The sequence below is a fragment of the Acetobacterium tundrae genome (assembly GCF_008086615.1).
In the GTDB taxonomy this organism is placed as follows: Bacteria; Bacillota; Clostridia; order Eubacteriales; family Eubacteriaceae; genus Acetobacterium; species Acetobacterium tundrae.
The window spans coordinates 34,208-54,531 of record NZ_RXYB01000007.1 but is presented as its reverse complement, the minus strand read 5'-3'; the positions used below and the strand labels follow the sequence as shown (position 1 = coordinate 54,531).

Genomic DNA, 20,324 nt, shown 5'->3' with positions numbered 1-20,324 from the left:
TTAGCAGATATATTATACGTGCTTCGTGTATTCTTTTAAAGATTAACGTTTTAAGTTAACAGGGTAACAATAAAAGCGAAACGTGAGTACGGAAAAAAATTACCCTCTAGGATTAATCTAGCAATTTTGATAGGAAAATAAGTAAAATTTAGCAAAATAACAGTATGTTAAAAAAGATACAATCATAAGTGATAAAAATTGATTTAAGGAACGAAAGAATTTAAAAAAAAAATATAAAAAGCTTGTTCTGCGCTTCAAAAACCACTGATTTGACAGAATTTCACAAAAAGACGAGCTAAATAAAGAAGATGAAGGGAGAAAAATCGTAAAAAAAAATAGTTCCTTAAATAGCGAGAAAAACAGGCTAATTTTTACTTAAAAGAGTTCTAAATTCAAGCGCTGGTAATTTCAAAAAAACTGTTGCAAATAAATTTTTTACATATATAATTAGAAACAGACGATGTATATACAAGTTTCAAACATGTAATTTTTTGTACTTGATTCAGCGATTAATAATATAGGCGTTTTATAATTCCGGAAAAATTGTTTGAGTATATAATTTTCCCGGAATTAAGTATGGGCTAATTAGTAGTTAAACGATAAGCAACGCAATTTATGATCGCGATTTTTTAAGGAGGTTAATAGTTTGAAACAAGAAGAAATTGGTATTGTTGTTGGAGTAGATGGTGAACTGGCAAAAGTAAGCGCCGCCAGACATGCAGATTGTAAAGACTGTGGAGCATGTCCAGGTGAGGATGCCATCATAATGGATGTTCGAAATCCAATCGGAGCTAAACCGGGACAAAAGGTTGCATTTGAAATACAGGAAGCTAATATGATTATTGCTGCATTTATGGTTTATGTTATGCCTCTATTAGCAGCAGCAGTTGGAGCAGTTATGGGATGGTTTGTTGCAAATAAATTGGGACAACCATTGGTTCCGTTTCAAATAGGTGGCGGAATAATAGTGTTTTGTCTATCATTAATTTTTGTGAAATTATATGATAAGGCCGTAAAAAAAGACGTAAAATCATTGCCGGTGATTACAAAAATATTGAGTTAAATAAGTTCCGATTTGACTTTATATTTTTGCTTATCTATAGAGATTCATTATAATATATAAAAAAGGGAGGTTTTAAATATGATGAAGAGTTTTCGCGGTGGAGTGCATCCAAACGATCGCAAGAGTTATACAGCAAATAAGCCGATAGAAACAGCACCTTTGCCAAACAAAGCAATCATTCCCGTGAGACAGCATATCGGTGCACCTTGTTCACCTATAGTAGCCAAAGGCGACTTAGTGAAAAAGGGGCAATTAATTGCGACAACCGATGCATTTGTTTCAGGAAATGTACATGCATCAATTTCGGGAAAAGTGATCGATGTAGGAGAATATCCTCATCCAGGGTTGGGAACATGTCTGGCAATTGTTATTGAAAACGATGGCCAAGACGAATGGGCTGAAGGTATCCCACTAAAACGGGACTGGCAGAGTCTGGATGCGGATAGCATCAACAAGATAATAAGAGAAGCTGGTATTGTTGGTATGGGTGGTGCAACTTTTCCAACACATGTAAAAATGACTGTACCTAAAGATAAAACAGCTGAGGCATTTATTTTGAATGCTGCTGAATGTGAACCATATTTAACCGCTGATCATCGGCTTATGCTTGAAGAATCAGCGCGAATAGTAACAGGTGTAAAAATTGCGATGAAAGCACTTGGCGTTACAAAAGGGTATGTTGGAATAGAAGATAATAAACCAGATGCTATTGAAGTCATGAAGAAAGCTTTTGAGGGAACTGGAGTAGAAGTTATGGGGCTCCCAACAAAATATCCTCAAGGTGCTGAAAAAATGCTGATTAAGGTAATTACCGGCAAAGAGGTTCCATCTGGTGGACTGCCAATGGATGTTGGCGTTGTTGTTCAAAACGTCGGTACAGCAATTGCAATATCGGATGCGGTAACTCAGGGAATTCCACTCATTCAGAGAGTGACAACAATCAGCGGCAAGGCGATAAAAGAGCCTAAAAATATTTTAGTTCGAGTAGGAACAACATTTAGAGAAGCAATCGATTTTTGTGGGGGATTTGCAAGTACACCCGAAAAAATCCTTAGTGGTGGACCAATGATGGGAATGGCAGAACCACATATAGATCTCCCAATCATCAAAGGTGTATCGGGAATACTTGCCTTGGCCGAAGGAGAATCAAACACTGGGAAACAATCACCATGCATCAGATGCGGAAGATGTCTTAACGCATGTCCGATGGGATTAAATCCTAGTATGTTTAGTCTTTTAGGAGAGAAAAATCTTTTCGAAGAAGCAGTTGAAGATTTTAGTCTGCTTGATTGTGTTGAGTGCGGAAGCTGCGTTTACGCATGTCCGGCAAAACGAAATATCGTTCAATATGTTAAATACAGTAAAGCACAAAATGCTGCTAAAAAAGCTGCAAAGAAATAGGGGGTGAGTTTTTCATGGCGGAAGTAAAATCAAACAAGGAATTATTTAATGTATCTGTATCTCCACATATTCGCTCAGAAGAGTCAGTTTCAAAAATAATGTGGACAGTAAACCTAACATTAGCTCCAGCGGCATTGTTCGGAGTATATCATTTCGGTTTAAATGCGCTTATGATTATATTATTAGGTATTGTATCTGCTGTGTTTTTCGAATGGGCAGTCGAAAAAATAAGGAAAAAACCGATTACCATAAAAGACGGAAGTGCCTTTTTAACCGGCCTGTTGCTGGCAATGTGTTTGCCACCAACGCTTCCAGCGTGGATGGCCATTGTCGGTTCATTCATCGCTATTGTTGTTGCAAAACATGCCATGGGTGGAATAGGCTCAAACATTTTCAACCCTGCGCATATTGGTAGAGCGGCATTAATGGTATCATGGCCGGTTGCGATGACAACCTGGAGTAAAATGACAACAAGTGTTCCAGATGTTGTAAGTTCTGCAACACCACTTAATATCTTAAAACAACAAGGTTATGATGCATTAATTAGTACTTTTGGCAGTGCATCAAATATGTATCAGGCAATGTTTTTAGGAAACCGCAGTGGTAGTATCGGTGAAACATGTACAGTACTATTAGTTCTCGGCGGATTGTTTTTAATCTATAAAAAATATATAAACTGGCAAGTTCCTGTTGTTATGATCGGTACTGTCGGAATTTTAACCTGGATATTTGGACCAGCCGGCTTCCTTACTGGAGACCCACTTTTTCATATGATGGCTGGTGGTTTAATCATTGGAGCATTCTTCATGGCTACCGATATGGTTACCATTCCAATAACGATAAAAGGTCAAATAATTTTTGCCTTTGGTGCAGGGGTATTGACAACCTTAATCAGACTTAAAGGCGGCTATCCTGAAGGCGTTTGTTATGCAATATTATTAATGAACTGTCTGACACCTCTAATTGACCGCTTTTGTCAACCAAAAAAATTCGGAGTAAGGGGGTAAATGAAGATGTCGACTGAACATACTACAAAAGAATATTCTATTTTTCAGATTGCTATAAATTTAATGATCGCTTGTTTTGTAGCTGGATTAATCATTGGTGTTACAAATTTTGTAACGTCACCGATTGCGATAAAGAATGCAGCGGATAAAGAGATGAAAACAATGCAGGCCTTAGTTCCAGATGCAGATACCTTTACGCCTATTGACGGCAAAACCGATTGGTATGCTGCAACAAAGGGGGGCGAAAAAATTGCCTATGTTGTTCCAGGTGAGACAAAAGGTTATGGCGGAGCGATAACAATGCTGGTTGCTGTTAAAACGACTGGTGAGGTTATTAATTTTTCAATATTGAAGGCAAATGAAACCCCTGGTCTTGGGGACAATGCTGGAAAAGAACCGTTTAAATCCCAGTTTGCAGGAAAAACATCTGAAAACTTGGTAGTGACAAAAGATCCTTCAAACAAAGAAAATATTCAAGCAATGACTGGAGCTACAATTTCTTCTAAAGCCGTAACAAAAGGCGTTAAGGAAGCAGTAGATGAAGTCGTAGCGTTTGCAGGAGGTAATAAATAATTATGAAAAATTATTGGCAAATATTTAAAAAAGGTATTGTCGCAGAAAATCCTATATTTGTTTTGGCACTTAGCCTTTGCCCAGCTTTGGCGGTTACGTCTTCAGCAACGACGGCGTTAACAATGGGTCTTTCAGTTATGTTTGTTATTTCGATGAATAACATAGTGGTTTCACTTACCAGAAAAGTCGTAAACCCTAAGGTTCGTGTACCGGTTTATATTACATCCATTGCAACGATTGTTACCGTGGTGCAATTAGTTCTTCAGGCATATGCCCCGGATCTTTATGATGCATTAGGAATATATCTGGCCTTGATTGTTGTTTTTGCAATCATATTGGCAAGAGCAGAGTCATTTGCATCAAAAAATAAAGTTGTTCCATCTTTCTTTGATGGTTTTGGAATGGGCTCAGGTTTTTGTGTTGCGTTGGTAATTATTGGAATTATTCGCGAACTGCTTGGAGCTGGTTCAATTTTTGGAGTAAAAATTCTTGGTGACTGGTATAATGCCCCATTGATTATGATCTTACCAGCAGGGGGATTCATTTTAATCGGATACCTGGTTGCTGCATGGAAAATCTTAACCACTCATATGGAAAAAAAGCAAGCGGAAAGGGGTGAAGCATAATGGAATATTTAACCCTGTTTTTAGGCGCAGTAGTAGTAAACAACTTCGTACTGACAAAATTTTTAGGTCTGTGTATTTTCTTTGGTGTTTCAAAAAACCTGAGCGCTTCCGTTGGTATGGGTATGGCTGTTACGGCTGTAATGGTTATGAGTTCGGCGTTGGCATGGCTTGTCTATCATTTTATCTTATTCCCATTCGGACTAACATTCATGACGACAGCGGTATTTGTTTTATTGATAGCAAGTTTTGTTCAATTGCTGGAAATGGTTATAAAGAAACATGCCCCGGCACTTTATAATATGTGGGGAATTTATTTGCTGTTAATCGCTACAAACTGTATCGTCTTATCAGTACCACTTTTAAATATCGAATCTAATTATGGATTCTTATTAAGTTTGGTAAATGCGGTAGGTTCTGGTTTGGGATTTGCACTGGCAATAATCCTGATGGCTAGTTGTCGAGAAAAACTGAGATTGGCGGATGTACCCAAATCATTAGAAGGTATTGGGATTGCATTTATACTGGCAGGTATGTTGGCTTTGGCGTTCCTTGGCTTTTCAGGAATGATTTAATAATCGAAAGGAGATAAGGAATCATGAATACTGCAATAATGGTTGTACTGGTAATGACAGGCATTGGTTTGGTTTTTGGCTTGATCTTAGCATTTGCGAACAAAGCTTTTGCCATAGAAACAAATCCACTTATTGAGATAGTCGAAGACGTACTTCCTAAGGGACAGTGCGGAGCTTGCGGCTACGCTGGTTGCGCAGCTTATGCTGAAGCAGTTGTTTTGGAGCCGGACGTAGCGCCTAATTTGTGTGTGCCTGGTAAAAAGATTGTAGCAGATCAGGTAGCAGAAATAACTGGAAAAGTTTCAGCTGAAATTGAACCAAGAGTTGCTCAAATAAAATGTAACAATCCGATATCAGATGCAATTAAAAAATATAATTATGTTGGACTGGAAGATTGTATTGCTGCAAGTCTCGTGCAGGGTGGACCTAAAGGATGTCAGTATGGATGTATGGGTTTTGGTACCTGTGCAGCTAATTGCCCATTTGATGCACTTACAATGGGAGAAAATGGTTTGCCAATTGTTGATGAGAAAAAATGTACAGGATGTGGAAAATGTAGTTTGATCTGTCCTAAACATGTAATCACGATGGCACCAATTGGTGCACCGGTAGCAGTTCTTTGTAATTCACAAGATAAAGGTGCTGCAGCTAAAAAAGTTTGTTCGGTTGCTTGTATCGGTTGTGGAGCTTGTAAAAAAAGCTGTCCTTACGATGCAATAACAGTTGAAAACAATTTAGCTACTGTAAATGGAACGATTTGCTTAGAAAAATGCAACAATCCAATTTGTCTGGAAAAATGCCCAACAGGAGCGATTGTTCCTTTGACTGAAGATGCCAAAAAAGCATCAGTAATTTTGAAGGAAGCTGTTGCAAAAGCGAAGGCTGAAAAAGCTGCTCAAGCAGCGCAAGCAAAAAAAGAAGAAAAATAAAGATATTAGAATAATCAACAGAAATTTAAGTCTGCAAAAGATGATCAAACATTATCTTTTGCAGACTTTTTATATTTGTTCGTTGATTGTAAAAATAAGGATAAGCAAAAAAACAGCAGGTCCGGATGACCTGCTGCTTTTATATTAGGAATGAAAAGAAAAAGGGGAGATGTTTATCTCTTGAAACTATAATAAGGCGCGAACCTTTATTAAATCTTGAAATAGGTTGTAATTAAGCTAAATTAAGAAATATCTTATCCATGAAGATGATGAGCGCCTCACTGTCTTCATGGATAAGGCAATAATTAAAGAACGAGAAAGTCGGAATAAGCGAGTTAAGAAACTGAATGATAAAAGGTAATTTTTCAATATTGACAAAAAAGAATGGGTATGATAATCTTTTAAACAATATAATAGTTGGGGAGCTTGAGCATTTAGGCTGAGAGGAAGTAAAGCGTTACTTCGACCCTTGCACCTGATACGGATAATGCCGACGTAGGGAAAGTGTGAAAATTTGCTGTGCATTGATGTGCAGCTTTTTTTATTTGAACGAAGCAAAAGGTACAAGTTAAGTCGGAAAGGAATTACATGCAAAGTGAAAACAAACTTTCAAATCGAAGTCTGACCCTTTTGTGGTTGGGCGCAGCCATCTCCATTGCAGAAGTGATGACTGGGACGCTGATTGCGCCCCTGGGATTAAAAAACGGCGTGATTGCAATCATAATGGGTCATGTCATCGGGATATCCGTCTTGTTTCTGGCCGGAGTTATTGGTTCTCAAAGTAAATTGCCGGCCATTGAATCGTCAAGAATATCCTTTGGCAAATACGGATCATATATTTTTTCAATACTGAACATCCTGCAATTGATCGGTTGGACAGCGGTGATGGTGATTACTGCGGCAAAAGCAATTGATGGTGTAACAGTCAGTGCTTTTAATTATCAAAACACAACACTGGGGTGTATAATAATCGGGGCCTTTATTTTTTTATGGGTGCTCGTGGGTTTCAAAAATATGGAGAAGCTAAACTATATTGCTGTAGGGCTGCTGTTTATCGGTTCTGTTATTTTAAGTTTGCAGATCTTTGGCGGATCAACCGCCAACTCAGCCGTTGAAGGCACGATGAGCTTTGGCGGGGCTGTGGAATTAAGTGCGATCATGCCAATTTCCTGGCTTCCGCTGATTGCGGATTACACGCGTTTTTCGAGAAAAGAGAAATCGGGTTCACTGGTTAGTTCGATCAGTTATTTTATGGGAAGCTGCTGGATGTACATCATTGGATTAGGTGCCGCTCTTTATGCGGGTACCTCTGATATTTTTGTGATACTGACCAGTGTGGGCCTGGGGATGGTGGCATTGATCATTATCCTTTTTTCCACCGTTACAACGGCATTCTTAGATGTTTATTCGGCAGGAGTGAGTTTTGTAAATATCGATACAAAGGTTAAAGAAAGAACTGCTGTACTGATAACCGGTGTGATCGGTGTTTTGCTGGCAATAGTTGCACCCATTGATGCATATCAGGATTTTCTTTATTTGATCGGATCAGTCTTTGCTCCACTTTTTGCGATTTTAATTACTGACTATTTTGTTTTCAAAAATACCAAAGTAGATGAGAAAAAATTGATTGATGTCAAAAACATGATTATTTGGGTAGCTGGCGTGGTAATTTATCGGCAATTGATGACTTGTGATTTTCCTGTTGGGGTCACGCTGCCGGCAATGGTCATGATTAGCCTATTATTTATATTAGTTAATGGAGGAATTAAATTATGTTCGAAGAAATCTTAGAAAATATCAATAGAAAACACCCTTTGGTGCATGCAATCACAAATTATGTTACCGTCAATGACTGCGCAAATATGGCGTTGGCATGTGGAAGCTCGCCTATTATGGCCGACGATATCAATGAAGTTGAAGATATTGTTTCAATATGCAATGCATTAGTTATTAATATTGGCACCCTGAATGAACGAACCATTGCGGCCATGATTAAAGCAGGAAAAAAAGCCAATGAGTTGGGGCTGCCGGTGATACTGGATCCGGTTGGGGCGGGGGCTTCAAAGTTTCGAACAGAAACCGCGTTGGAACTGTTAAAGCAAGTGAAGATTAGCGTAATTAGAGGTAATATTTCGGAGATTAAGACGATTGATCAAGGCAGCGGAACCACAAAAGGTGTGGATGCCGATAGTAACGACACGGTTACTTATGACAATCTTGATCAGATGATTCAGTTTACAGAAACTTTAAGTGAAAAAACCGGAGCAATGATCGCAATAACGGGAGCGATTGATATCGTTGCTGATAAAGAAAAGGCCTTTGTGATTAAAAATGGTCATCCAATGATGTCCCGAATAACGGGAACCGGATGTATGCTCACAACTCTCATTGGCGCTTATTGTGGGGCCAATCCGGATAATTTGCTTCTGGCCACGGCAGCAGCTGTAAGCTGTATGGGATTATGCGGAGAGTTGACATTTGAAAAGGTTTGGGCGCAAAAAGAGGGAACGTCATCCTTTAGAACCTATATCATCGATTTTATGAGCAATATGGATGTCGAGATTTTAGAAAGGGGAATGAAGGTTGAAATTCGATAAATCAGCAATGCTTTTATATGCCGTGACCGATCGAACCTGGTTGGGGGCCCGAAGCTTATCAGAACAGGTTGAAGAGACCATTAGCGGCGGAGCGACGTTTATTCAGCTTCGGGAAAAAGAGTTGTCCTTTGAAAACTTTGTGAAAGAGGCGGAAGAAATAAAAAAATTGACGGATCGCTATCAAATTCCCTTTGTGATTAATGACAATTATGAAGTGGCGATGGCAGTCAATGCGGATGGTGTGCATGTTGGACAGGGAGATATGAATGCCAGAGAGTTGCGAAAACGCATTGGAGATAAAATCCTTGGCGTATCGGCCCAGACGGTTGAACAGGCCATTAAGGCTGAAGAAGACGGAGCTGATTATATTGGGGTAGGGGCCGTGTACGCCACTTCAACAAAAACCGATGCCAATCTTGTCGCGCTTGAAACATTACAGAAAATATGCAGTACTATTTCCATTCCGGTTGTCGCCATCGGGGGATTAAATGAGAATAATATTCTTACTTTAAAGGGGACTGGTGTTGATGGCGTGGCTTTGGTATCGGCAATCTTCTCAAAGCTGGATATTGCCAAAGCAACCAGAGAATTACACCACCTTTCCTGGAAAATGATAACATCATGAATCAAAAAGGAATCATTTTTGATATGGATGGGACGCTCATTGATTCAATGCCGGTATGGAAAAACTTGGGCGGAAATTTTTTAAAAAATCATGGGATAGAGCCTCCGGATAATTTAAATGAGATCACTACAACCATGAGCTTTGCGGAGTCTTCCCGTTATTTTGTCAATCAATTTGGGCTCGCCTTAACGGCAGCAGAGGTGAACGCTGAAATCAACGAAATGATACGAGACAGTTATGGGACTCATTTACCCTTAAAGCCTTTTGTAAAGGAAGTTCTGGATCAATATGTCAGGCAGGGAATAAAAATGAGTATTCTAACCGCGACTGATCGCTCATTGGTTGAAACGGCAGTTAAAAGACTGGGTATTTTAGATTATTTTGAATTTATTTTGACATCAGATATGACCGGGCTTTCGAAAAGTGAGCCAGAAATATATTACCAGGCAGTTGAGACATTTGGTATTCCGGAAAAAGAAATTGCCATCGTCGAGGATTCTTTATATTGTATTAAGGCGGCCAAAAATACAGAGTGCTATATTGTCGGAGTTTATGATGAATTTTCGAAAAATGATTGGGAAGAAATAAAAAGAGTATCTGATCGAACGATTAATAGTTTTGAGGAGTTGAGAAAATGAAAAAAGTTTTATCAATTGCCGGATCGGATTCAAGCGGCGGAGCAGGGATTCAGGCCGATATGAAAACCATCATGGCCCATAAAATGTATGCCATGACAGTGATCGTCGTATTAACGGCTCAAAACACAACTGGGGTTTATGGAATTTATGAGGTTGACAGCGCTTTTGTGGAAAATCAAATGGATTGCGTGTTTACCGATATTTTTCCGGATGCGGTAAAAATCGGGATGGTATACAGTGCTGACATTATCAATAGTGTTGCAAAAAAACTGATTGAGTACAAGGCCAAAAATATCGTCGTCGATCCGGTAATGGTAGCAACCAGTGGGGGAAAATTATGTAGTGACGACAGCGTCGAAGCATTAAGAAGAAAGCTATTTCCGATTGCTGATATTATCACGCCGAATATACCGGAAGCAGAATGTTTATGCGGTTTTGAGATTCAGTCCAAAGCTGATATGGTAAAAGCGGCAAAGATCATTGCTCAGGAGTGTAAAGGAAGCGTCCTGATTAAAGGCGGACATTTTGAAGAAAGTGCCGATGATTTTCTATTAATTGAAGCTGAAGAAATCTGGCTTACGGGAAAAAAAATTAATAATCCGAATACTCACGGCACCGGCTGTACCCTTTCATCCGCGATTGCTTGCAATCTTGCAGCTGGACAGGATATGAAGCAGGCGGTGAAAAATGCAAAGGACTATATCACCGGGGCATTGGCGGCACAACTTGATTTGGGAAAAGGTAGCGGACCATTGGATCACGGTTATAAAATATAGGCAGCTTTTAACAGCATAATGTGGATAAGTTATCAGACTGTGGATAAAATGCAAATGTAAATTCAGACGGCCATTGTAAAAGCAGTTGTATGCATCATAGCGAACTGGCGATAGCCGGTACGAAATGGCAGCAGACAAGGATTTATGATGGCCGTCTGGACAAGTTTATCAACACCCCCGCTGTCTTTGGGGGATAAATTTCATCATGAAAGATCTTGTTAAGCTGATGGCCCCCAAGTATATAGAAGTCTGGGGAAAGTTTACCCCAAGAGGCGGGATATCCATTGATCCCTATTGCAACTATGGAAAAGAAGGGACAGAATGGTTCGAGGTCGCGAAAAATCGCCTACACAATCATGATTTATATCCTGAAAAAATAGATAATCGATAAAACCTGCGCCGCAGAATTTTAAGCGGCTCAGGTTTTTTTAATAAAATCAGATTTGACTTAAGAAATATTGATGAACCGTAAGATCATCGGTCAGTTCAGGATGAAATGAAGTGACAATCATGTTAGCCTGTTTCGCTGCCACGATGTGGTTGTCAACACGGGCTAAAACCTCTGCTTTTTCGCCAACACTTTCAATATAGGGGGCCCGAATGAAGACCATTGGGATTTTCCCCAAGGCATCAAATTCTTCATCCGCCTGAAAACTTCCCAGCTGCCGGCCATAGGCATTTCGCCTGGCCACAATGTCCATGGCAGCAAAATGGAGGCTTTCATCATCAGCAATTTTGCCGGCTAACAGGATGAGTCCGGCACAGGTTCCCAATACCGGGATGCCTTGTTCAATTAATTGTTTTAAGGGATCAAATAGGTCAAGTTCGCGAATGAGTTTTCCCATCACCGTGCTTTCTCCACCGGGCAAGACCAGACCGTCAATGGAATGCTCCGTCAGATCGGTCTTTTTTCTTAGCTCAATGCAGTTCACATCCAATTGCTTTAGAATTTTGATATGTTCTTCAAAAGCGCCCTGGACGGATAATACGCCGATTGTTTTTTTCATTAGATCCCTCGTTGAGCCATTAATAATTCAATTTCCTGTTCATTAATTCCAACCATTGCTTCACCCAGATCTTCAGACAGTTCAGCAAGCAGTTTAGGATCATTAAAATTGGTGACGGCTTTAACAATCGCTTGAGCTCTTTTGGCAGGATTCCCTGATTTAAAAATACCAGATCCCACAAAGATACCTTCGGCGCCAAGCTGCATCATTAAAGCAGCATCAGCAGGTGTGGCAATACCGCCAGCGGCAAAATTGACCACCGGAAGCTTACCGGTTTCATGAATGATTTTCACTAGATCATAGGGAACCTGTAAATCCTTGGCAACCTGAAAAAGTTCATCTTCGCTGGTGTTTTGAATCGTTCGAAGCTGTTGATTTATCAGTCGCATATGGCGAACCGCTTGAACGACATCTCCGGTTCCCGGTTCCCCTTTGGTACGAATCATGGAAGCTCCTTCGCTAATTCTTCTTAAAGCCTCGCCCAGGTCTTTTGCGCCGCATACAAAAGGAACATCGAACTTGGTTTTATCAATATGGTAGGTGTCATCTGCCGGGGAAAGAACTTCGCTTTCATCAATGTAATCAATTTCGATGGCTTGAAGGATTTGAGCTTCGCCAAAATGACCGATGCGTACTTTGGCCATAACTGGAATGGAAACCGCCTTTTGAATGCTTTTTATCATTTTTGGATCGCTCATTCTTGATACACCGCCGGCGGACCGAATGTCGGCGGGAATCCGTTCTAAGGCCATAACAGCGCAGGCGCCGGCATCTTCGGCAATACGCGCCTGTTCAGCAGTGGTGACATCCATAATAACCCCGCCTTTTAACATTTGGGCCAAATTCTTGTTTAACTCATAACGAGTACTCATTTTATTTTTCTCCTTTTATTTTGAAATTGATTTTACTGATTTGTTCAATGTGCAGTATTGTAATACATTGTTGGCATCATTAAAAGTATCAAAAACGACAAATGTGATGGAACCAGATAAAAATATTACTCAAGTAAATGAGTAACATTCTTTAAATAAAAAATCTTCTTGATTTTCATCTGTTTCTATAGTACAATTTGTGTCGTATGATTAGAGGTAGATTTTAATCTATTTAGCGTATTCTAAAACGAAATTTTCTGAATGCGTCAAAGAATTTTGACCATTTCTTTATCCGATTTACTTAAGAATGATAAAGAAATTGAATGCCATACGGACAGCTAGGTCGAATGCCGGTTGGCAACTTTCGTTGCCTTATTGATTGAGCGAATGCTCAAATTTTATAAGTTGGTTACTTAAAACCGTGTGCGTTTTTGCACATCACACTTGTGAAACAATCAATAAGAGTAGTAAAAGTAAGTTCTTGCTATATAGACTCTGACTTCTACATTTTGAATAAATAAACCTGAAAATGCGATTAAGCATTTAATTCGAAATAAAACAAAATTAGTAGAAAAGAAACTCAAGTGGATGGACAGCAGATGCTGGAAGATCACTTGAGTTTTTTGCTTTACAGGGAAAAATTGAAATGGGGTGGAATATGGAAAATAAATTAAAGTTAAATGGTTTTAATAATTTAACCAAATCCCTTAGCTTTAACATTTATGATGTGTGTTATGCTAAAAGCGAACGCGAACAGCGGGATTATATTGCCTATATCGATGAACAGTACAATTCTGAGCGTTTGACTAAGATTTTGTATCGTGTTACGGAGATGATCGGGGCTCGGGTACTGAATGTATCTAAACAGGATTATGATCCTCAGGGTGCCAGTGTAACATTTTTAATTGCCGAAGAAACATTTCTTAGAGGTTGTCAGGGAGAAAATGCTCCTAAAACTGATTTGAATGGAGAGACGGTCGTCGCCCATTTGGATAAAAGCCATGTGACAGTTCATACCTATCCGGAATATCACCCGGATAATTCCATTGCAACCTTTCGGGTGGATATAGATGTCGCCACCTGTGGAGAAATCACACCGTTAAGTACGCTGGATTTTCTCATTGGAAGCTTTGATTCAGATATTATCACCATGGACTATCGGGTGCGAGGCTTTACTCGGGATGTGAGTGGAAAAAAATTATTTATTGATCATAAGATTACATCAATTCAGGATTATATCAATGATGAAACATTGAAGGAATATGATGCGATTGATATTAATGTTTATCAATCCAATATCTTTCATACAAAAATGATGTTAAAAGAAATATGTTTGCAAAATTATCTTTTTAATACGGATGCTTATGAATTGCCGCCAAGAACGCGATTGCAAATAACGGAAAGCCTTCGTCGAGAGATGATTGAAATTTTCAGCGGCAGTAATGTGTATTAAAAAGGGAGGAAATAAAGAAAAGTGTCAAAATTACAACAAGAACGAATGCCTATATTGGAAGCCCTGAATAAATTAAAGAAAAGCCGGGTTGTTCCCTTTGATGTTCCCGGACATAAACGGGGAAGAGGAAATTTAGAGTTAACTGATTTTTTAGGTGAAAGCTGTATGTCAGTGGATGTTAATTCCATGAAACCACTTGACAATCTTTGTCATCCTGTTTCAGTCATTAAAGAAGCCGAGGAGCTGGCGGCAGATGCCTTTGGTGCTAAACAGGCGTTTTTTATGGTAAATGGCACCACGTCTGCAGTTCAGAGTATGGTTTTATCTGCCTGTAAAAAAGGTGAAAAAATTATTCTGCCAAGGAACGTTCACCGCAGCGTCATCAATGCACTTATTCTTGGAGGGGCTATTCCCGTCTATGTGAATCCCGAAATGAATCACAAACTGGGTATATCGTTGGGAATGACCTTGGCAGCAGTCGAAAAAGCGATTAGAGAAAATCCCGAGGCAAAAGCGGTATTAGTCAACAATCCCACTTATTATGGAATCTGCTCCAATTTAAGAGCCATAACGGAGCTGGCCCACCAGCATGGAATGCTGGTGCTGGCGGATGAGGCTCATGGAACCCATTTTTATTTTGGCGAGAACATGCCATTAAGTGGCATGGCGGCAGGCGTGGATATGGCTTCGGTGAGTATGCATAAATCCGGCGGTTCGCTGACGCAAAGCTCATTTCTTTTAGTCGGTGGGGCGGCTGTCAACCCAGGTTATGTAAGGCAAATTATCAACCTTACCCAGACCACCAGCGGCTCTTATTTACTCCTTTCCAGTTTGGATATTTCACGAAAAAATCTGGCCTGCAAGGGAAAAGAAATTTTCGAAAAAGTATCTCAGATGGCTCAATATGCAAGAGATGAAATCAATCAGATCGGCGATTACTATGCTTATTCTAAAGAATTGATTAACGGCGATACAATTTATGATTTCGATGCGACAAAATTATCAATTAATACTTTGAATGTGGGTCTTGCCGGTATTGAGGTGTATAATATTTTAAGAGATGAGTATGACATTCAAGTTGAATTCGGAGATGTGGGAAACATTTTAGCCTATATTTCAGTCGGCGACACGCATCGAAATTTAGAACGTCTGGTGAGTGCCCTGGCCGAAATTCGCCGCATTTATAAAAAAGATAAAGCCGGAATGCTGCAATATGAATACATTAATCCAGAGGTGCTGGTAGCCCCTCAAGAGGCATTTTATGCAGAAAAGGAAGCACTTCCATTGGAACAAAGCGGAGGGCGTATTTGCAGTGAATTTGTGATGTGTTATCCTCCAGGGATTCCCATTCTGGCACCAGGAGAAAAAATCACAGCGGAAATTCTTGATTCAATTGAGTACATGAAAGAAAAGGGTTGCTTTATGACCGGTCCGGAAGATATGGACATTAAGAATCTCAATGTACTGAGAGAGGGATAGCAATGGAACTATGGTTTACAGAAAAACATACCCCCACCGTCAAATTTTCAATACAGGTGGACCGTCAGCTTTATTGCGGTCATAGTGAGTTTCAGCGAATTGATGTCTTTGATTCCAAAGAGTTTGGACGGTTTTTAACGTTAGACGGATACATGATGCTGACGGAAAAAGATGAGTTTATCTATCACGAGATGATTGTACATGTTCCCATGGCGGTTCATCCGGCACCGAAGAAAGTATTGGTCATTGGGGGCGGTGATGGTGGTGCGGTCAGGGAATTAACGCGTTATCAAGAAATAGAACAGATTGATTTGGTGGAAATTGATGAGCTGGTGGTGGAAGTTTGTAAGAAGTATTTGCCTCACACCGCCTGCTGTTTTGGTGATGAACGCGTATCAGTGTATTATCAGGACGGATTAAAGTTTGTTCGCCGCTGTGAACAAGAATATGATCTCATCATTGTCGATTCCACCGATCCTTTTGGTCCGGGTGAAGGACTGTTTACTAAGGAATTTTACGGCAATTGTTTTAAAGCGCTTAAGGAAGACGGGATTATGGTCAATCAGCATGAAAGTGCATTTTATCAGGATGACGCGGTGGCGATGCAACGAGCCCATAAACGGATTGTCGATTCGTTCCCCATCAGTCGGGTTTATCAGGCACATATTCCGACCTATCCTTCTGGTCACTGGCTGTTTGGATTTGCTTCGAAGAAGTATTATCCGATTGAGGATTTAAAAGCGGTGAAATGGAATGCGTTAGGTTTTAAAACCCGCTATTACAATACCAAATTACACGTCGGTGCTTTTGCCCTGCCAAATTATGTGGAGGAGCTGCTGAAAGATGTTGAATAAAAATATCGAAACATTTTTGGGATGTGATAGCAACTACCAGGAAGCAACGACCGTTGTTTTTGGAGCGCCTTTTGATTCCACGACCTCTTTTCGGCCGGGAACCCGTTTTGCCAGTAAAACGATGCGGGGAGATTCCGATGGACTGGAAACCTATAGTCCTTATCAGGATAAGGATTTAGCGGATATCAATGTATTTGATGGCGGCGATCTGGAACTTTGTTTTGGCGATACTAAAAAAGCATTGGGCCAAATTGAAGCGTTCACGGCGCAGATTCTTGGTGACAATAAGTTGCCGGTGATGATCGGCGGAGAGCATCTGGTGACGCTGGGGGCGGTGCAGGCAGTAGCTAGAAAATACCCGGATCTTCACGTGGTTCATTTTGATGCCCATGCGGATCTGCGAGACGATTACCTTGGGGCAAGGCTGTCTCATGCCACGGTCCTTCATCGGGTGTGGGATTTAGTTGGCGATGATCGAATTTTTCAGTTCGGTATTCGTTCAGGAGACCGGAGCGAGTTTCGGTGGGGAAAAGAACACGTCGTTACACAGAAATTTGATTTTCAAGGTTTGGATCAGGTTGTGGAGCAGCTCAGCGGCAAGCCGATATACTTTACTCTAGATCTTGATGTGCTTGATCCATCAGTTTTTCCAGGAACGGGAACACCGGAACCCGGCGGCGTTAATTTCTTGCAGCTATTAGAGGCCATTCAAATGGTCAGCAAACTGTCAATTGTGGGTTGCGATATCAACGAGTTATCACCGGTTTATGATCAGAGCGGCGTTTCCACAGCCGTGGCCTGCAAAGTTCTGCGTGAGCTGTTGCTGGCAGTGGTTAAATAATACAATTAAACTAAAATATCAACAGGAATTGCGGAATTCTAAAAACTCAAACAACACTTGCTTCGCGGTCATTTTTCACAAACAATTTTGGAACGCGTAGGCGAACAGTTCATCGAACTGTCCGCCGTACAGTGCAAAAATTGTTTCGTGTAAAACTGGCAGCAAGGTTCACGGCAGGTTTTTAAAAATCTAAAATTAAAGGAGGCTATTATTATGGGAAAAGCATTAATTATTGGTTGCGGTGGGGTTGCCAGCGTCGCCATTCATAAATGTTGTCAGAACAGCGGGGTATTCAGTGAAATATGCATTGCCAGCCGGACAAAGAGTAAATGCGATGCGTTGAAAGCTAAACTTGATGGGGGTGATACGAAAATCACCACGGCGCAAGTAAACGCTGACCATGTGGATGAATTGATTGCCATCATTGAAGCATTCAAGCCGGATGTGGTACTAAATTTGGCGCTGCCTTATCAGGATTTAACAATTATGGATGCCTGCCTGGCAACGAAAACGAATTATGTGGATACGGCCAATTATGAGCCGGTGGATACCGCGAAATTCGAATACAAATGGCAGTGGGATTATCGGGAACGTTTTGAAAAAGCTGGAATCACCGCTTTATTGGGGAGTGGTTTTGATCCGGGGGTAACCGGAGTCTTTGCTGCTTATGCCCAAAAGCATTACTTTGACGAAATCAACACGATTGATATCCTTGATGCCAACGCGGGAGACCATGGTTATCCCTTTGCAACAAACTTCAATCCGGAGATCAATATCCGCGAGGTGAGTGCCAACGGCAGCTATTGGGAAGCTGGAAAGTGGATTGAAACCAAGCCCATGGAGATCAAACGGGTTTATGATTTTCCGGAGATTGGACCAAAAGATATGTACCTGCTTCACCATGAAGAACTGGAATCATTGGGATTAAATATCAAAGGGATAAAACGAATCCGTTTTTTCATGACCTTCGGAGAGAGTTATCTCACCCATCTTAAATGCCTGGAAAACGTCGGAATGACTTCCATTAAACCGATTGAATTCGAAGGCCGGCAAATCGTACCGCTGCAGTTTTTAGCAGCCGTTTTGCCTGACCCATCCACATTGGGGTCAAGAACGAAGGGTAAAACAAATATCGGCTGCATTTTCCAGGGAAAAAAAGACGGAAAGGATAAAACCTACTATCTCTACAATGTTTGTGATCATGAAGAATGTTATAAAGAAGTCGGTTCCCAGGCAATTTCTTATACCACTGGTGTTCCGGCCATGATCGGAACGATGATGGTGATGACCGGACAGTGGAACCGGCCGGGTGTATACAATATTGAAGAATTTGATCCCGATCCGTTTATGGCAGCATTGAACAAATGGGGACTGCCCTGGCAGGAGAGCTTCACCCCAGACCTCGTTGATTAGATGATGCGAATTAACGATGCTTTTTTTGAGCTGCCAACCCCTTGTTATATTGTGGATGAAGAACGGCTCATTAAAAATTTGGAGATTTTAGATGCTGTTCAAAGACGAACAGGTTGTCACATATTGCTGGCGCAAAAGGCTTTTTCGATGTTTTCTTTATACCCTCTTATCGGGAAGTATCTATCGGGTACAACTGCCAGCGGTCTGTTTGAAGCCCGTCTGGGTTATGAGAAAATGGGAAAAGAAAACCATGTTTTTTCAACCGCCTATTTAGAGAATGAATTTGATCAGATGGTATCATTATGCGACCATATCATTTTCAATTCATTTAACCAATGGGCGAAATATAAAGACCAGGCATTGGCGGCCGGACGAAGCTGCGGGATGCGAATCAATCCGGAGTGTTCAACTCAGGAGCATGCCATTTATGATCCCTGTGCACCAGGTTCCCGGATGGGGGTAACCTTAAATCAGTTTAAACCGGAACTGCTTGAAGGCCTGGAGGGACTTCATTTTCACACGCTTTGCGAGCAAAATGCCGATGCTTTGGAAGAAACCATAATGGCGGTGGAAGATCAGTTTGGCTGTTATCTCTACCAAATGAAGTGGCTGAATTTTGGCGGGGGACACCATATTACCCGAAAAGATTACGATGTTGAAAAACTGATCGCCTGTATCAAGTACATTCAAGATAAATACAAGGTGAAAGTATACCTTGAACCGGGTGAAGCGGTGGCCTTAGATAGTGGTTTTTTGGTATCAACGGTACTGGATATTGTTGACAATGGAATTCAGAATGCGATTTTAGATGCATCTGCTGCCTGCCATATGCCGGATGTATTGGAAATGCCCTATCGCCCGGAAATCATCGGAGCAGGGTTAGCCGGAGAAAAGCCGTTTACCTATCGTCTGGGTGGGGCAACCTGTCTGGCGGGAGATATTATGGGAGATTATTCTTTTGATCGCCAGCTTGAAATTGGAGACAGACTTGTATTTTGCGACATGGCCATCTACACCATGGTAAAAAACAATACCTTCAACGGCATGAATTTACCCTCGATTGCCATTTTCACAGAAGCAAAAAACATCCGAATGGTTAAGCAATTCGGATATGAAGATTTTAAAAACCGGCTGTCCTGATGGATAACCGGTTGGCTGTTTAGTAAGCGAAAAAGGAGCTGGGTATGGATAAAGATATGATTAAGACAATAGAAAATGATCGTTTCGCCAATTCGCTGGGAATAAAACTGGTAAAAGTTGATCATGGATATGCAGAAGTGAAAATGGAAATCAAAGAAGTACATCTTAACGGCGTAAATATTGTTCAGGGCGGGGTGATTTTCACACTGGCAGATTATGCATTTGCAGCAGCCTCAAATACAAAAGGACTGGTTACTGTGGGAATCAATGCAAGCATATCATATTTTAAATCACCGCAAGGCAAGTGGCTGTTTGCAAAAGCCAAAGAGATCTCTTCGACCAGAAGTATTTGTAATTATACTGTGGATATTTTTGATGAAACGGATGAAATCATTGCCCGATTTAACGGAACGGGATATATTAAAAGACCTCGATAGGGCTCCCCGATTGCTGATAAA

General features: G+C 40.7%; 21 protein-coding genes, 1 pseudogene and 1 riboswitch. Of the genes and pseudogenes, 20 read left to right on the top strand and 2 right to left on the bottom strand.

Annotated elements, in window-relative coordinates:
• Positions 1 to 646 precede the first annotated feature (646 nt).
• The 13 genes and pseudogenes from FZC40_RS07445 to FZC40_RS07385 all read left to right on the top strand — a co-directional run.
• Complete coding sequence (locus tag FZC40_RS07445; RefSeq protein WP_148603278.1) at positions 647 to 1,063, top strand: SoxR reducing system RseC family protein; 417 nt, start codon at positions 647 to 649, stop codon at positions 1,061 to 1,063.
• A gap of 78 nt (positions 1,064 to 1,141) precedes the next feature.
• Positions 1,142 to 2,464, top strand: a complete 1,323-nt coding sequence (gene rsxC, locus FZC40_RS07440) for an electron transport complex subunit RsxC (protein ID WP_148603277.1) — start codon at positions 1,142 to 1,144, stop codon at positions 2,462 to 2,464.
• A 14-nt stretch (positions 2,465 to 2,478) separates the two neighbouring features.
• Positions 2,479 to 3,471: an RnfABCDGE type electron transport complex subunit D gene (locus FZC40_RS07435; RefSeq protein ID WP_148603276.1), complete on the top strand. Its 993-nt coding sequence runs from the start codon at positions 2,479 to 2,481 to the stop codon at positions 3,469 to 3,471.
• Positions 3,472 to 3,477: 6 nt separating this feature from the next.
• Positions 3,478 to 4,044 carry an RnfABCDGE type electron transport complex subunit G gene (locus tag FZC40_RS07430; protein WP_148603275.1) on the top strand — a complete coding sequence of 189 codons (567 nt, stop codon included), beginning with the start codon at positions 3,478 to 3,480 and terminating at the stop codon, positions 4,042 to 4,044.
• 2 nt (positions 4,045 to 4,046) lie between these two features.
• Positions 4,047 to 4,670 (top strand): electron transport complex subunit RsxE, encoded by a 624-nt coding sequence (gene rsxE, locus FZC40_RS07425; protein WP_148603274.1) that lies wholly within the window; start codon positions 4,047 to 4,049, stop codon positions 4,668 to 4,670.
• A complete protein-coding gene (locus FZC40_RS07420; protein WP_170253856.1) occupies positions 4,667 to 5,242 on the top strand; it encodes an electron transport complex protein RnfA in 576 nt (191 codons plus the stop codon). Before rsxE ends, FZC40_RS07420 begins: the two co-directional genes overlap by 4 nt.
• A 23-nt stretch (positions 5,243 to 5,265) precedes the next feature.
• Positions 5,266 to 6,171 carry an RnfABCDGE type electron transport complex subunit B gene (gene rnfB / locus FZC40_RS07415; protein WP_148603273.1) on the top strand — a complete coding sequence of 302 codons (906 nt, stop codon included), beginning with the start codon at positions 5,266 to 5,268 and terminating at the stop codon, positions 6,169 to 6,171.
• Between the two features lie 408 nt (positions 6,172 to 6,579).
• Positions 6,580 to 6,691: riboswitch (TPP riboswitch) on the top strand.
• A gap of 68 nt (positions 6,692 to 6,759) precedes the next feature.
• On the top strand, positions 6,760 to 7,962 hold the full coding sequence (cytX, locus tag FZC40_RS07410) for a putative hydroxymethylpyrimidine transporter CytX (RefSeq protein ID WP_148603272.1): 1,203 nt from the start codon (positions 6,760 to 6,762) through the stop codon (positions 7,960 to 7,962).
• A complete protein-coding gene (gene thiM, locus FZC40_RS07405; RefSeq protein ID WP_148603271.1) occupies positions 7,944 to 8,768 on the top strand; it encodes a hydroxyethylthiazole kinase in 825 nt (274 codons plus the stop codon). The genes cytX and thiM overlap by 19 nt, the downstream gene beginning before the upstream one ends.
• Positions 8,755 to 9,393: a thiamine phosphate synthase gene (gene thiE / locus FZC40_RS07400; RefSeq protein ID WP_186843672.1), complete on the top strand. Its 639-nt coding sequence runs from the start codon at positions 8,755 to 8,757 to the stop codon at positions 9,391 to 9,393. Before thiM ends, thiE begins: the two co-directional genes overlap by 14 nt.
• On the top strand, positions 9,390 to 10,031 hold the full coding sequence (locus FZC40_RS07395; protein WP_148603270.1) for an HAD family hydrolase: 642 nt from the start codon (positions 9,390 to 9,392) through the stop codon (positions 10,029 to 10,031). Before thiE ends, FZC40_RS07395 begins: the two co-directional genes overlap by 4 nt.
• The gene (thiD, locus tag FZC40_RS07390) at positions 10,028 to 10,807 is read left to right on the top strand and encodes a bifunctional hydroxymethylpyrimidine kinase/phosphomethylpyrimidine kinase (RefSeq protein WP_148603269.1); all 780 of its coding nucleotides are present in this window, start codon (positions 10,028 to 10,030) and stop codon (positions 10,805 to 10,807) included. The genes FZC40_RS07395 and thiD overlap by 4 nt, the downstream gene beginning before the upstream one ends.
• A gap of 196 nt (positions 10,808 to 11,003) precedes the next feature.
• Positions 11,004 to 11,198: pseudogene (locus FZC40_RS07385) on the top strand (preQ(1) synthase); the annotation flags it as partial.
• Between the two features lie 46 nt (positions 11,199 to 11,244).
• On the opposite strand, the gene pdxT reads toward FZC40_RS07385, so the two are convergent.
• Together pdxT and pdxS are read right to left on the bottom strand one after the other, a co-directional pair.
• Positions 11,245 to 11,814 carry a pyridoxal 5'-phosphate synthase glutaminase subunit PdxT gene (gene pdxT / locus FZC40_RS07380; protein WP_148603268.1) on the bottom strand — a complete coding sequence of 190 codons (570 nt, stop codon included), beginning with the start codon at positions 11,812 to 11,814 and terminating at the stop codon, positions 11,245 to 11,247.
• Positions 11,814 to 12,686: a pyridoxal 5'-phosphate synthase lyase subunit PdxS gene (pdxS, locus tag FZC40_RS07375; protein ID WP_148603267.1), complete on the bottom strand. Its 873-nt coding sequence runs from the start codon at positions 12,684 to 12,686 to the stop codon at positions 11,814 to 11,816. Before pdxS ends, pdxT begins: the two co-directional genes overlap by 1 nt.
• Before the next feature lie 658 nt (positions 12,687 to 13,344).
• On the opposite strand from pdxS, the gene speD reads away from it, so the two are divergent.
• The 7 genes from speD (at position 13,345) to FZC40_RS07340 (ending at position 20,303) form a co-directional block, all read left to right on the top strand.
• On the top strand, positions 13,345 to 14,139 hold the full coding sequence (gene speD / locus FZC40_RS07370) for an adenosylmethionine decarboxylase (protein WP_148566276.1): 795 nt from the start codon (positions 13,345 to 13,347) through the stop codon (positions 14,137 to 14,139).
• A 45-nt stretch (positions 14,140 to 14,184) separates the two neighbouring features.
• Positions 14,185 to 15,618, top strand: coding sequence for an aminotransferase class I/II-fold pyridoxal phosphate-dependent enzyme (locus FZC40_RS07365; RefSeq protein WP_148603367.1), 1,434 nt, complete (start codon positions 14,185 to 14,187; stop codon positions 15,616 to 15,618).
• 2 nt (positions 15,619 to 15,620) lie between these two features.
• A complete protein-coding gene (gene speE / locus FZC40_RS07360) occupies positions 15,621 to 16,472 on the top strand; it encodes a polyamine aminopropyltransferase (protein WP_148603266.1) in 852 nt (283 codons plus the stop codon).
• Entirely contained in the window at positions 16,465 to 17,313 is an 849-nt protein-coding gene (gene speB, locus FZC40_RS07355) for an agmatinase (protein WP_207706706.1), read from the top strand. Before speE ends, speB begins: the two co-directional genes overlap by 8 nt.
• Before the next feature lie 213 nt (positions 17,314 to 17,526).
• A complete protein-coding gene (locus tag FZC40_RS07350) occupies positions 17,527 to 18,726 on the top strand; it encodes a saccharopine dehydrogenase family protein (protein ID WP_148603264.1) in 1,200 nt (399 codons plus the stop codon).
• Positions 18,727 to 18,729: 3 nt separating this feature from the next.
• Entirely contained in the window at positions 18,730 to 19,866 is a 1,137-nt protein-coding gene (gene nspC / locus FZC40_RS07345) for a carboxynorspermidine decarboxylase (protein WP_148603366.1), read from the top strand.
• A gap of 44 nt (positions 19,867 to 19,910) precedes the next feature.
• The gene (locus FZC40_RS07340; RefSeq protein WP_148603263.1) at positions 19,911 to 20,303 is read left to right on the top strand and encodes a PaaI family thioesterase; all 393 of its coding nucleotides are present in this window, start codon (positions 19,911 to 19,913) and stop codon (positions 20,301 to 20,303) included.
• Positions 20,304 to 20,324 lie beyond the last annotated feature (21 nt).